Raw genomic sequence first — 12,798 nt, forward strand, 5'->3', positions numbered from 1 at the left:
CCGTGGCCAAGGCGCTCAGGGCGCTCTTCTCGCTTGCTGTCAGCGACACCGAGCTGGCGAAGCACGGCCAGCGTGCAGAGCAGACGTTCGCGGGCTGCAGCTGCGGGATCATGGACCAGTTGACGTCCATTGTCGGCGTTGAGCAGCACGCGATGTTGATCGACTGCCGCACGCTTGCGCTGCGGGCGATCCCGATTCCGTCGGACGTCGCCTTCATGGTCCTCGGTTCGGGGGTGGCTCGCGAGCTCAGCGACAGCAAGTACAACCTGCGCCGTCAAGAATGCGAGCAGGCGGCACGCGCGCTCGATGCGGCCGCCCTGAGGGATGTGAGCGCCGAGCGGTTGGCGCAGGCCGGCGGCGAGCTGGACCCCGTCCTCATGAAGCGGGCGAGGCACGTCGTCAGCGAAAACGATCGCACCTTGGCGGCTGCAGCGGCGCTCAGCGAGCGGGATCTCGTCGGGCTCGCGCGCTTGATGCGAGCGGCGCACGCGTCGTTTCGGGACGACTTCGAGGCCTCGATCCCACAGGTGGACAGGCTCGTCGACATCTACAACGAGCGGGCGGGAGAGCAGGGTGCCGCGCGTCTGACCGGGGGCGGTTTTGGAGGTTGCGTGATCGGCGTGGCCGAGCGAAGTCGGGCCAGGGCGATCTACAACGACGTAAGCGAGCGTTACTCGCGCGAGAACGCGCTCGAGTCCCCCCTGGTCCAGCTCATCGTCGGCCCCGACGCTCCCGGCGACCCGGCACGAGCGCACGGGCGCGACGCCTGAGTTGCATCAGCCCGACGAGGCAACCGATGGCGGATCAGCGGCCGAGCTTCCACACGGATACGAGCTTCCTGGCAAAGCACACCGAAGTGCTGGTCATCGGCGATTCGGGCAGCGAGGCGCGAGCAGCCGTGTGTCCGAAGCTGCAGGGCCGGGTGATGACCAGCGCTACGGGGGATGAACAGCACAGCTTCGGCTGGATCAACAGGTCGCTCATAGCGTCCGGGCAAACCCAGCAGCACATCAATCCCTACGGCGGCGAGGATCGCTTCTGGATGGGGCCCGAGGGCGGCCAGTTTTCGCTGTTTTTCGCGCCCGGGACGGAGTTCGTTCTCGAGCACTGGTATACGCCCGCACCCTTCGACACGGAGTCGTTCGACGTCGTGCGGGCCGAGGGGGATCGGGTCGCGATGCGCAAGCGCATGCAGCTTGTGAATTGGTCGCAAGCTCGCTTCGAGGTGATGGTGGACCGGGAGATCCGTCTCGTTGGCGCTTCAGAGGCCTGGCGCGATCTCGAGCTGACGCCTCCCGACGGTGTGCGCTGCGTGGCGTTCGAGTCGATCAACCGCATTACCAACGCCGGCGAGCGTCCCTGGAGCAGGGACACGGGCCTGCTCTCGGTCTGGATCCTCGGGATGTTCCAGGCCTCGCCTCGAACTACCGTCGCTTTGCCTTTCCGGGCTGGGCATGCGTCCGAGCTGGGTCCGATTGTCAACGATGCCTACTTCGGCAAGGTGCCGCCCGAGCGGCTGCAAGTGCACCCCGGCGTCGTGTTATTCCGCGGGGATGGCCGGCATCGCAGCAAGATCGGTATTTCGGCAAGGCGCGCCTGCTCCCTTATGGGAAGCTACGATGCAAGCGTTGGGAGCCTGACCCTCGTGCAGTTCTCGTTTCCGAGGGGCCATCACGACTATGTCAATTCGATGTGGGAGCATCAGAGTCGTCCTTACGCGGGTGACGTGGTCAACAGCTACAACGATGGACCGCCGGCCCCCGGAGTCCGCCCTCTTGGGTCCTTCTACGAGCTCGAGTCATCGTCGCCGGCCGCGGCACTCGCTCCCGGGCAGTCGCTGACACACGTGCACCGGACCCTTCATGCGCTGGGCGGCGAGCAGGCGCTCAGCCCGATCGCGAAACACGCGCTCGGCGTCGACCTCGCTCACATAAGGGCAGCGTTTGGTGCCAATGTCCTGGGACAGTGATTGCTCGCATGACCCGGCAGTGCGCGAGCGAAACCGTCGCAGCCGGCCACGTGGGCTCGGGATCCGCCTTGACCGGATGAAAGCAGGCCGCGTTCAAAAGCCCGCCGCGAGCCCGTCCTTGCGGGACCCCCCCGATGCCTGGGCGCAAGACGCGCTCGGTCCGATGGTCGGCGCGCAGCGTGCGTGACCTGACTGAGATTGCCGAGTTTGTCGCGCGCGATATAGCTAATACCGTTCGAGGAAGCGTGCCACGCTCGGAGCTTGGGCTGCGCGTCGCTTGATGCACAGGTCCAGCTGTTCCATGGCCTTGGCGTAGGTACGCGGCCCACCGGGGAGTTGTTGCATCTTGGGTTTGAAGAGGGCTTCTATCTCGGCCCGCAGGTCTTGCTTACACTGAGCGGAGGCGGTGCGGATAAGGGAGGACGCGTGTCTCTTCGGCAGTTTCTCGAGGAGATGATCGTAGTTTTCCTTGACGAACCGGTAGGCCATGTGGCGCGTCTTCTCATCGCGCAGGGCACCGAATAGCAGGCCCATGGATTCACGCGGATCGAACTCGTCCGCCAGCAGCAGCTGCAAGGATTTCGACACCAGCTCGGGCTCGCGGAAGCTCGACAGTGCGCCGAGCAGCTGGCGTCGATGACGTCGGTCCTTCTCGGCTTTGGCCGCTTCGTACAGGCGGGTCCAAAGCGCTTCGTCGCCGAAACGGGCTGCCGCCCCCAAGGCGGTGCCCACCAGGTTGGGGTCGAGCGCGCGGCGATCCTTGAGCCAGGCACCGGCCAGCGCCGTGGCGCCGCGCGCGAGCTTGCGGTCCCGGCCCTGGTCCGTGACCAGCGAAAGTACCGTGCCTCGCAACAGGCGCATGTCCTCGTCGTCGTCGCGCCCGGGCGTCCACCCGAGCGAGCGGGCGCGCCTCCCGAACATCCGCCTGACGAAGCGCGCGTAGTGGGGGCGCAGGCGCTTGGCAACGAGGTCGTCGATGCCGGAGGCGATGGCCGCTGACTGGCTCACCACATGCCGGTCCTCGTGCTTGGCCAGGCGTGTCACGAGCCGCAGCGCCACGGAAGCGTCGGCCTTGCCAGCCGCCACCAGCGCGTTGACGTCGCTCAGCAACCCAACGAGCTCGGGTACGGTGAGCCAGTTGAGCCCGTAACGCAGCAGTTGGGCTAGCAGCGGTTGCTCGAAAGCGCTGTGATAGTAGCCACGCATGCCACGGTTGGGCAGTAACCACGCGGGGCAGTCCTTCGCCTGTTCGAGGTCGAAGGTGGCGCTCGGCTGGTCCACCAGCGTGCACTGATGCGCCATCTTGCCGCCCGCGCGGTAGCTCACACAGACAGGAAGCTCCCAGTCTTGCGCGGCGCGGGCCTGCGAGCCGAGCGGGAGCGAACGCTCCTGACGCACGCTCACGCGGGCCGTCTTACCGGGCGCGCACTCGAGCCCAAACGTCAGCAGCGGTGCACCCGCTCGATCGAGGAACGTGGAAAACGGGCGGCCTACGTCGCGACCCATCGCGTTGCTGATCGCCCGCAGGAAATCGTCGGAGCTCGCGTTGCTCCAGGCATGCTTCCGCACGTAGTTGCGGACGCCCGCGCGGAAGGCGCGCTCTCCGACCCACGCCTCGAACATCGTGATCACCGACGCGCCCTTGCTGTAGGTGATACCGTCGAAGGCGTTCATGATGTCGTGCGCCGAGTCGATGGGCTGGCGGATCTTGCGTGCGCTGACCAACCGATCCACGTTGAGCGCGCGTGCACGCCGGCGCACCATGCCCACGTCCCCATCCCACTCCGGTCTGAGCTGATGGGTGATCTTGGCACCCATCCAAGAGGCGAAGGCCTCGTTGAGCCAAAGATCGTTCCAGTAGTCCATGGTGACGAGGTTGCCGAACCACTGGTGGGCCAGCTCGTGCGCCGTCACGGCAACGTAACGGCGCTGGAAGCTGATGGTGCGCTCGTCGGGTGGCGAGACCAACAAACTCTGGACGTAGGTGATCAGGCCGGGGTGTTCCATGGCGCCAAAGCCAACGGTGATGGGGATCGCCACGAGATCCAGCTTGGCGTAGGGGTATTGCATGGCGAAGTAGTCTTCGAGCAGTGCCAGCACGGACGCCGTGGATTCGGTGACGTAGCCAACATCGCCCTCATGACCCCGGGGCACGACAACGCGGATCGGTGTACCGTTGCGGCTCTTGCCCGCATCGACCAGGGCGAAGGGACCCACGGCGAATGCGACCAGATAGCTGGGCAAGGGTCTGCTGGCCGCGAAGTGAACCACCTTGTTGCCTTGGCTGCCCCGTTCGGTTCGCTCGGCGGGGGTGTTGGCAAGTGCAACCAGGTCCTCGGGTACCTCCAGGGTGAGCTGCCAGGGAACCTTGTTGTCCGGCTCATCGAAACAGGGAAACGCGCGGCGCGCGCTGAGCGGCTCGAACTGCGTGAACAGAAACCACTCGTCGTTTACCTGCTGCCTGAAGATGCCGTGAGTCTCGAGGGCATCTATCTTGCCCCGGTAGCGTAGGTCCAAGACGACGACGCCCGGCGCGATCGGGCGCGGCGCGCGCAGCCCCACGAAATCCCTGGGTTGGGAAGACCACTCGAGCGGTAGCGTCTGCTGCCCGACGCTGATGCTGGCGGCTTCGACGCTGATGTCCTGAGCGTTGAGCCAGAAGAACGAGCTCGGTTGGGTCACACGCGCGGTGATTTGGATCCGACCGCTGAAGGTTGGCTGCGCGGGATCCAGCACCAGTTGCACCCGGTTGCGCTCGGGAACGAGCGTGCGCGGCAGGCGCAGCTGCGGTGGCGGCGGCAGCCGGGTCTGGTTCGACGCTTCCTGCTGTCTCGGGGTCGTTTCAGCCAGCTTCGGGGAGCCCCCCAAGGGCGGCGGCGCACCGGCGCTTGGCCGCGTCCCGGCGCAGGCGAGCGAACTCAGCCATAACACCCCCATGCACCACGTGTTCCGCTTCATACAAGCGTTCTCCTAGCTACCCCCACGCGCGCGTCGTTCGAAGCTGCTTGTCGCACCGTCAGGGGCCGCGGAAGAATAACCCGTGTGTCACCAGCTACAACCACGACGTTGCGGCAGGGGCGGTATTAGGCGTCGGGTCAAAACAACATCGCCACTTCGATTTCGATCCATCCCGTCCAGCGGTGTTGCGCCGCCTTTGAATACAGGGAGTATTCGCGCGGCAGCGCGCCTTGCTGGCCGGACGCCTCAAAGCCGACCTGGCAATGTTATTTTGACCCGACGCCTTAGGCGGAGGACGCGAATCCCAGATCGCTGTCGGGCGCAGCATCCACGATGAAGCCGTTGGCCACGGTCACGCGACGGACTCGGGCCTTGGCCCGCGCGTTTGGGAGCGAGCTCGGCACCATGACCTGGATCGTGCCGTCCAATCCTTGCAGCAGCTCGTCCCGGCCAGGACCTGCGCGCTGCATGGCCTCGGCAACAATTGCTGCCGCCTGATCCGGCGTGCAACCGGTCAACGGCAGCCAGCGCCGAACTTCTGCCACGCAACCGACCCGGCTCCAGGCGTTGATCACCTGGTGCGCTACCTCGGGACGGGGCAAGCGGCGCCAGTGTCTCAGGTAGAACTTCAGGGCGTGGTAGGCTTCACCCCGCTCGCACAACCAATCTGCCCAACGCCGGAACAACGCATCGCCAAGGATGTCGTCGTGCGCCACCGACAGCAGCGCGCTGCTGAAGTCGAAGGCCAGATCGTGTAGAGCCCGGGCCACGGCCGCGTGCAGCTCGCTGCTGGCTACGACCTCGGGCTCGCACAAGACGAGCGTATCGTCGATGCTCGTGTCGGCTTCGAGCAGGAAACGGCAGGTCTCGAGGTAGGTGTCGGCGGAGTAGGGAGCCTGGGGTCCAACTGCGTCGGCGATATAGATGTCGTTCCTGGTCACACCGGCGACCGCCGGTGGTGACTGCTGCAGGGTGCGCAGCAACCTGAGGTCGGGTTCCACCAGCAGAACGCGCTCCAGATTGGGCAATCGGCCGACGACATGCTGGGTCAAGGCGCCGATGTGACGGCCCACCAAGACCGCCGCTCGCAGCTCGGCTGGCTCCTGGCAGGTGCTCCTCAGGTGCCTGTCCAGCACACCATCAACCAGCTTCCCTCGAGGGGCGGTGACCGCCGGGTAGGGCGCAAACCGGTCCAGACCTTCGGGTGGCGTCTCGATCAGGGCTTGGAGCGAAAGCATGACGTTCGGGCGTCCGGAGGCCCAGTTGTCTAGCTCGGCGGCCGGCGCCTTGAACTTGAGGGGGCAGCCTGAATCTTCTAATGGCTCGAAGGCGGCGACGAGTAGGTGGCGGGTCGGCGCCTTGAACTTGAGGGGGCAGCCTGAATCGGGCCTGTGCCCGGGCCGCTGAACAAGCCCTTCGCCAGCCGCTGGACGATTCATCGCCCGTGGCGGCGGACGAGCCGGCCTACGGGGCGGGCGGGCTCGGGCACAGGCGGCCGCAGACCGTGCTCGTGCCACCCGGACACACCAGCGCGCCGCTGCTATCCCAGCAGGTCGAGAACGTGCACGCGGCAGTGCCCGCGTTTGCCTTGGGGCAATGCAGCAAGCACGACGCGCCAGCGATGCACTGCGCCGCACAGGCGGTCGCCCCATCGCTGCAGGTGAACTCGCAGGTGCTGTCCTGGCGGCACAGGCAGATCCCGTCTCCGCAAACGGCCTCGCAGCGTGGGTTGCTCCCGTCACAGCTCACCTTGCAGGGCGGCTTGCTGCAGCCGAACGTGCAGGTACTGCCTATGCCGCAGGTGCAAAAACCATCTGCGCACGTGGCGTTGCAGCTCGAAATCGCATCGCACTTGGCGCTGCAGGGCGGGTTGCTGCAGGTGAACTCGCAGCTGCTGCCGTGACCGCAGCTGCACAGTCCTGAGTTGCTGCAGTCACCCATGCACGCGCTGTTGCTGCCGGCACAAGCCACATTGCATTGCGATGCAGTGCCCTGACAGTCGAAGCTGCAGCTCGTGCCCATGGCACACGTGCACAAGGGCTGGCGGCAAGCCTGACCCGCCACGCCGCAACCGTCGGTCGAACAGGTTACGTCCGCGTCGGTCGTCGCGTCCGCGACCGCGTCGCTCATGGCATCCCCCGCATCCGCTGCATGGGGCCCGCCGTCGGGCTGCGCATCGACCGCAGCGTCGAGGGCGGCATCCCACGGCGCGCGTGCGGTACGTGTCCGGGCGTCGGCGGAAGCGGCGACAGCGCTCCTGTTCTGGCGGACCTCAGGAAGCGCATCGTAGCCGATTCTCCCGCAACTCGCGCCAACAAGGACGAGCAAGAGACAGCTTGTGGATGTGAATGCGCGCATACCGCTTCGCGCCGACGTCCCGTGTTGCGCCACGCCTAGTCGGGCGAGCTCAGATTACCCCCGGCCCATCCGAAGGGATCTTGGGCCTTTTTTTCCAATCCCCCGCTGACGCTGGAGAGCTGACCGGTCGCCCAATTGCGCTGGCCCCCGCTGACCGTCGAAGCCGCTCCGCTGGCCGTGTTCTCGGAGCCGCCGCTGACCGCCGAAGCCGCTCCGATCGCAGAGTTGAACTCGCCTCCGCACACGCTCGAGCCTGCGCCCCGAGCCACGTTGCTGACACCGCCGTTGACGCTGGCGTGATCCCCGTCCGCACGATTGCGCTGGCCCGCGCTGACCGCCGAAGCCACTCCGCCGGCCGTGTTCTCGGAGCCGCCGCTTACGGAAGAATAGGCATCCAGCGCGCGGTTGTTCACGCCGCCACTGACCACCGAGTAACTGCCCTGGGAGAGGTTTTCCTCGCCGCCTGTGACGGTGGAGCCTGGCGCAGAAGAAACATTGCCCGTACCGCCCACCACCGTGGCGTGATCGCCTCCCGCCGAATTGCCGACACCTCCGAGCACGCTCGACCAAGGGCCGGACGCGTTGTGATCAAGGCCAGCGACAACACCACCGTAGCTCGTGTAATGGTGTCCGGCGCCCACGATCAGATTGTGCGAGCCCACGCGGTCGGCCAGTGTCGTGTCCGGCCGTGGCTCGTTGTAGCCTACAATCAGGTTGCCTTTGCCGTTGGGGGCGCCCGAGGTCGAACCCCTTCCGTTGCGGATCTGCACACTGAGACCCTCAAAAACTATCGTGTCCCCTTCACGTTCCAACCCGTCGAGCAACTCGCCGACCTCGCCCACGTTGCGTCCGATGCCGTTGACCCTGCTCGTCAGGCTTGCGGCGTCGGACTCGACGCTGACCACGCGCCGCTCGACCATCGCGAGGCGCTCGTCGATCTCGTCGGTTTGCGCTCTCAACGCACCGATGTCCGCTTCCATGGTTTGATCCTGGACCGCTTGCTCGAGCAGCTGTGCTCGCAGTGCCGCATTCTGCACCGCAAGATCGTCGAGTCGAACCTTGAGCTCGAGTACCATTTTGGCAAGCTCATCGTCGTCGATCTCGGTCGTATTCACGTCGTCGTCGGACTGCCTCGATGAGACACCGAAGTGCTCGGGGTCGTCGGCAAGCGCCGCAAGCGGAGCCCCGGCCGCTAACAACAAGGTGAGTCCGCATAGCAATGCTGGGATTTTCATGTTCGAGCCTTTGCCGAGCACGGCTGCTCGGCGAAGGAGCCATCCATCCAGGTGGCCCAATGTGCGCGGGGACCATACTCCCCTACCAGGGGAGGAGCAAACGCTATTCGCGCGCTAATTAGGCAAAAAGTTGCTACGTCTTCTTCACACCTTGTGGAATATATTCCATGTATTCCTCCTATGCAGGAGAATCCCCGGCACCACAGGCGGAATCCGATCGTGTAGCTGCACGACGGACGGTCTGGCTACGAGGCGGCCTGCCGTACGACGTAGAACAGGCAATCGCTGCAAGCGATAGCCACGTTGGTCGTTATCATCAACGGTCGCAACGGCTGCAAGGACTGCAGCTGGCCATCGGCCTCGCGGAAGAGCGACCCTGCCAGCTCGTGACCGTGGGTGTCGAAAGCACGCAGGGCGTCGAGCCCGCGCGGCCCCAGCCAACCAAGGACCTCACCGCTTGGTACGGTGCGGAAGTTGAGCGTGTCGATGTCGGAACGCAAGGTGAGGTCGGCGTCTTGCTGCGCTTCGAAGCCGAAGCGCAGCACCGCCCCGGGCCGGAGCTCCACGCGTACGGGGTGCCGGAGCAGACGAGGAAGCGAACCATCGCCCCCGAGCTCGAACAGTGGATCGGCCGTTGCGTAGCGCTCGAGCCCTTCCCGCGCCACGCGATCCGCCGCGCTGTCCTGAGCGCCCCCGCACTCGATCGTCAGCGTCGGAAAATCGGCTGACGTAGCTTCCATGAGCGCGCCCAGATTGAGGTCGGTAAGCACCAGCTCGTGAGAGAAAAGCAGGGTGAGTGCTCGGCATGCAGCACTGTCTCGCGTGGCCACGGCGTAGGCCGGACCGCTGCCCGAAGTGTTGTGCAGGTCGATCAGCGCCTCGGGTCGCACCTGCCGGAGCTGCGCCAGCACTTGCGCGGCCAGCTGTCCCTCGGGGCCAACGAAGGGCACACGAAAGCAGCGATTGAGGTCGCGCCTGCCGGGCAAGGTGCGGTGGGAGAACACCGGGGGCCTGAGCGCGGTCCGCACCGAGGCGACCAAGCACAGCATGTCCACGGCGGGCTCGGGTTCGGTCCGAAGCCAGGCGTGCAGGGCGCGCGCCCCCGACGGCTCGTTGCCGTGCTGGAGTGTCACCAGCGCGCGTGTCCGTGTGCGATCGCGCCCGTAAACGTGCAGCCACGTGGGTCGCCCCAGCCGGCCCAGGAACTGCTCCACGCCGGCACCAAGCTGATGCGGTTTCGGACACTGCCAGACGGCTATGGGACCGCCCCTCAGGTCAGGGGGGTGCTCGCCGCGGCGTGTCACGGCGCGTGGCTCCATTCGTGGACCGCCTTGCCGGTGCTCGCCTCGGTCAGGTAGCGCTGAACCAGTGCCGCCAGCGCCTCTCTTGGGCCAAGCTGAGCTTCGAGACGCTGCAGCATGCGCATCTGCCAGCGGGCCGCCGTGATCCCGGTCTCGAGCCTGGCACGGACGACTGCCAGCATCACCCTGGCTTCGTCCTCGTCCACGCCCAGCGCATGAAGGCCTTCCTCGGCCGTGGGCAGCAGCGACAACGCAAGCTCCCGAGCATCGCAAACACGCGGGGAGGGTTCGGCGCGCGTCGGCCAAAGCAGCTGCGCGCGCAATCCGAACTGCGCTGCACGGTAGAAATTGTAGTGAGCGTATTCGAAGGGCAACGCGTGCAGCATCCAGTCGAGCTGTGCCGCCAGGCCCATGGTCAGTCCCAAGGTGAACGCGGCGTTGGCGGCCATGTCGATGGGCGTGGGGCCGGAAGGTAGGGCCCTGAGCTCGATACGCAGGTGCCCCCCGGCGCTGGGATCGTAGATGGCACGGTTCCAGCGCCAGACCGTGCTTTGGTGCAGCCGCAGCTCGGCAAGATCGGGCAGGCTCCCGCCGTGTGCCAGCTCGAGCGCGTTCTGTCCCGTGCTGATCGGCAACAGCGTGGGAAACAGGGCCGCGGTTTCGGCGAACAGCTCGTAGGCGCCGTCACGCACCCAGCCGTGGCCGAACGAAACGCGTGCGGGAGGCCGCCAATCGGAGCTCGCATGCTCGCGGCTATCGACCGCTTGCTTGAACAAAGCGATGCGCGTCTCCTCCCACAAGCGATGCCCCAGGAACAAGGGCGAGTTGGCTGCCACGACCAACGCGAGTGGGGTGGCCAGCTGCGCGGCATTGTAGGCCCTTGCATAGTCGCGCGGAGCCACACGCAGGTGCAGCTGAAACGACGTGGCCGCGCCTTCCAGCGTCACATCATCGCAGCGAATAGTCAGGGGCTGCGCCCCGCTGATGCAAACTTCGAAGGGCGCCTGGCGCAGCCCGCGGATCGCCGCCGACAGCGCCCGATAGCGCGGCAAGTCCGTGAGAGCCGAGGACGTGAGATCGCTCTCCTGCAGGGTCGGCAGAATCCCGATGGGTACGGCGTGACCGCCCTGGCTGCTCACCATCCGATCGAGCGAGTCGAGCGCAGCCTGGGTCTGCGTTCGCAGTTTCGAGAAGGGAGCCCCGCTCGCCTGGATGGGGGGCATGTTGTATTCGAGGTTGAAGCGATCGAGCTCCAGCTGCACCTGCGGGTCGGGGTGTTCCGCCAACACACGGCGGTCTAGCTGGCAGGGATTCATGGCCGCGTCCACCACCGACACCTCGAGCTCTGCGCCGAGCGTCGTCGGCCCGTCACCGAAACCGGGACGAGCCAACAGCAAGCGCAGGGCCGCCAGGTTTTCTTCGAGACGCCGAGCAAAGCGTGCATGGTCCGCTCGGTCGAAATGTTCCTTATCAATCCGTATTCCCATGACCGGACGTGCGACCCGGCCTGCGGAGCCGGCCGAAACGGTCGAATCGCTCGTAGCCCCTCGGGGCCTAAAGATAGACGCGTCCCGCTGGATCGCAACAGATGCGGCCTCGACAAGCGTGCGCGCCTGTGTCTAGATTCGGCCTCTGCAAGGACCCGTCCCTACAGCGCCGACTGCGCGCGTCCGCCCTGCGCAACAGGCGCCCCAAAGCGGTCCGGCGCATCCGTGTCGAGCTGGACCGATACCGTAGTCGTAGGAGCTGCACATGGCTGTGATGAACGTTGGAAACAAGCTCTTCGTGCAAGACCTCGAAGTCGCCTCCAAGCGCGTGTTCGTGCGCGTGGACTTCAACGTGCCCATCAAGGATGGAACCGTCGAAAACGACAAACGCTTGAGGGCATCGCTGCCAACCATCGAGTATCTGAGGGCTCAGCGTGCCCGGATCATCCTCGCATCGCATTTGGGCAGACCCAGGGGCAAGCGGGTCCCCGAGATGAGCCTCGTTCCTGTCGCGAAGGCCCTGGGTGCGCTGCTGGGTTGCGAGGTGCGGTTCGTTTCGGATTGCGTGGGCCCTGTGGCCGAAGCGGCCGTGCAAGCGCTGGAAGACGGGCAGATCCTGTTGCTCGAGAACGTGCGCTATCATGCCGAGGAAACCAGCAACGACGACGCTTTCGCACGAGAGCTTGCCGCGCTTTGCGACGTGTACGTCAACGACGCCTTCGGCAGCGCCCACAGGGCCCATGCGTCGACGGAGGGAATTACGAAGCATGTGGGGCAAGCTGCTTGCGGCTACTTGATGAAGAAGGAGCTCGACTATCTCGGTCGCGCTCTCAGCGATCCCAAGCGTCCCTTTTTGGCGATCATCGGAGGCGCGAAGATCTCCGGAAAGATCGAGGTGATCGAAAGCCTGCTGCCGCAGGTCGACGCGCTGCTGCTTGGTGGAGGCATGACCTACACCTTTTTGAAGGCGCAGGGCCTCGAGGTCGGCAACTCGCTTGTCGAAGACGAGAGCATGGGCTACGCGCGGGGTCTGCTCGACAAGGCGCAGCACAAGCTCGTGTTGCCCGAGGATCACCTGGTCAGCGACCGCTGCGACTTCGCCGAGCGCACGCTTGGCCAGACCCGCGTCGTGCACCAAGACGCCATTCCGAAGGATTGGCTGGCGATCGACATCGGGCCGGTGGCGATCGAACGCTTCCGGGAGCGCATAGCCGAGGCCCAGACCATCTTGTGGAACGGCCCCATGGGTGCCTTCGAGATCGAGGCCGCGGCCACTGGAACCATGGCGGTAGCGCGGGCTTTGGCTGAAACGACCGAGCGTGGGGCGACCACGATCATTGGAGGCGGGGACTCCGCCTCGGCCGTAAAGAAGGCCGGCGTCGCGGACCGGGTCTCGCATGTCTCAACGGGTGGCGGGGCATCGCTGGAGTTTCTGGAGGGCAAGACCCTGCCAGGTGTTGCCGCACTGAGCGACCGCTAGTACAACGGTC

The 12,798-nt window shown here is 65.7% G+C and carries 9 protein-coding genes; 3 read left to right on the plus strand and 6 right to left on the minus strand.

All coding sequences use genetic code 11. The features are described 5' to 3' along the window. Together MJD61_12585 and MJD61_12590 are read left to right on the plus strand one after the other, a co-directional pair. Positions 1-770 (plus strand): galactokinase (locus MJD61_12585; protein MCG8556103.1); only part of this gene is annotated, 770 nt, incomplete at its 5' end. Positions 771-796: 26 nt separating this feature from the next. Continuing rightward, on the plus strand, positions 797-1,969 hold the full coding sequence (locus tag MJD61_12590; GenBank protein MCG8556104.1) for a hypothetical protein: 1,173 nt from the start codon (positions 797-799) through the stop codon (positions 1,967-1,969). Positions 1,970-2,194: 225 nt separating this feature from the next. Here MJD61_12590 and MJD61_12595 read toward each other — a convergent pair whose 3' ends face one another. From MJD61_12595 to MJD61_12620, 6 genes are all read right to left on the minus strand, one after another. Next, the gene (locus MJD61_12595; GenBank protein ID MCG8556105.1) at positions 2,195-4,927 is read right to left on the minus strand and encodes a M1 family metallopeptidase; all 2,733 of its coding nucleotides are present in this window, start codon (positions 4,925-4,927) and stop codon (positions 2,195-2,197) included. A 284-nt stretch (positions 4,928-5,211) separates the two neighbouring features. Next, complete coding sequence (locus MJD61_12600) at positions 5,212-6,165, minus strand: hypothetical protein (protein ID MCG8556106.1); 954 nt, start codon at positions 6,163-6,165, stop codon at positions 5,212-5,214. Between the two features lie 226 nt (positions 6,166-6,391). After that, positions 6,392-7,255 carry a hypothetical protein gene (locus MJD61_12605; protein MCG8556107.1) on the minus strand — a complete coding sequence of 288 codons (864 nt, stop codon included), beginning with the start codon at positions 7,253-7,255 and terminating at the stop codon, positions 6,392-6,394. 65 nt (positions 7,256-7,320) lie between these two features. Further along, the gene (locus tag MJD61_12610; GenBank protein MCG8556108.1) at positions 7,321-8,520 is read right to left on the minus strand and encodes a hypothetical protein; all 1,200 of its coding nucleotides are present in this window, start codon (positions 8,518-8,520) and stop codon (positions 7,321-7,323) included. A 245-nt stretch (positions 8,521-8,765) separates the two neighbouring features. Beyond that, the gene (locus tag MJD61_12615) at positions 8,766-9,839 is read right to left on the minus strand and encodes a succinylglutamate desuccinylase/aspartoacylase family protein (protein ID MCG8556109.1); all 1,074 of its coding nucleotides are present in this window, start codon (positions 9,837-9,839) and stop codon (positions 8,766-8,768) included. Beyond that, positions 9,821-11,308, minus strand: coding sequence for a glutamate--cysteine ligase (locus MJD61_12620; GenBank protein ID MCG8556110.1), 1,488 nt, complete (start codon positions 11,306-11,308; stop codon positions 9,821-9,823). Before MJD61_12620 ends, MJD61_12615 begins: the two co-directional genes overlap by 19 nt. 274 nt (positions 11,309-11,582) lie before the next feature. Between MJD61_12620 and MJD61_12625 the strand changes: the two genes are divergently transcribed. Continuing rightward, positions 11,583-12,788 (plus strand): phosphoglycerate kinase, encoded by a 1,206-nt coding sequence (locus MJD61_12625; GenBank protein MCG8556111.1) that lies wholly within the window; start codon positions 11,583-11,585, stop codon positions 12,786-12,788. The last annotated feature ends 10 nt before the right edge of the window (positions 12,789-12,798 follow it).

The organism is Pseudomonadota bacterium (genome assembly GCA_022361155.1).
Lineage (GTDB): Bacteria > Myxococcota_A > Polyangia > Polyangiales > JAKSBK01 > JAKSBK01.

What these genes read in the sequence shown, in the direction of transcription:
- MJD61_12590 (MCG8556104.1), top strand. Translation starts at nt 797, where the DNA reads ATGGCGGATCAGCGGCCGAGCTTCCACACGGATACGAGCTTCCTGGCA.
- MJD61_12595 (MCG8556105.1), bottom strand. Translation starts at nt 4,927, where the DNA reads ATGAAGCGGAACACGTGGTGCATGGGGGTGTTATGGCTGAGTTCGCTC.
- MJD61_12600 (MCG8556106.1), bottom strand. Translation starts at nt 6,165, where the DNA reads ATGCTTTCGCTCCAAGCCCTGATCGAGACGCCACCCGAAGGTCTGGAC.
- MJD61_12610 (MCG8556108.1), bottom strand. Translation starts at nt 8,520, where the DNA reads ATGAAAATCCCAGCATTGCTATGCGGACTCACCTTGTTGTTAGCGGCC.
- MJD61_12615 (MCG8556109.1), bottom strand. Translation starts at nt 9,839, where the DNA reads ATGGAGCCACGCGCCGTGACACGCCGCGGCGAGCACCCCCCTGACCTG.
- MJD61_12620 (MCG8556110.1), bottom strand. Translation starts at nt 11,308, where the DNA reads ATGGGAATACGGATTGATAAGGAACATTTCGACCGAGCGGACCATGCA.
- MJD61_12625 (MCG8556111.1), top strand. Translation starts at nt 11,583, where the DNA reads ATGAACGTTGGAAACAAGCTCTTCGTGCAAGACCTCGAAGTCGCCTCC.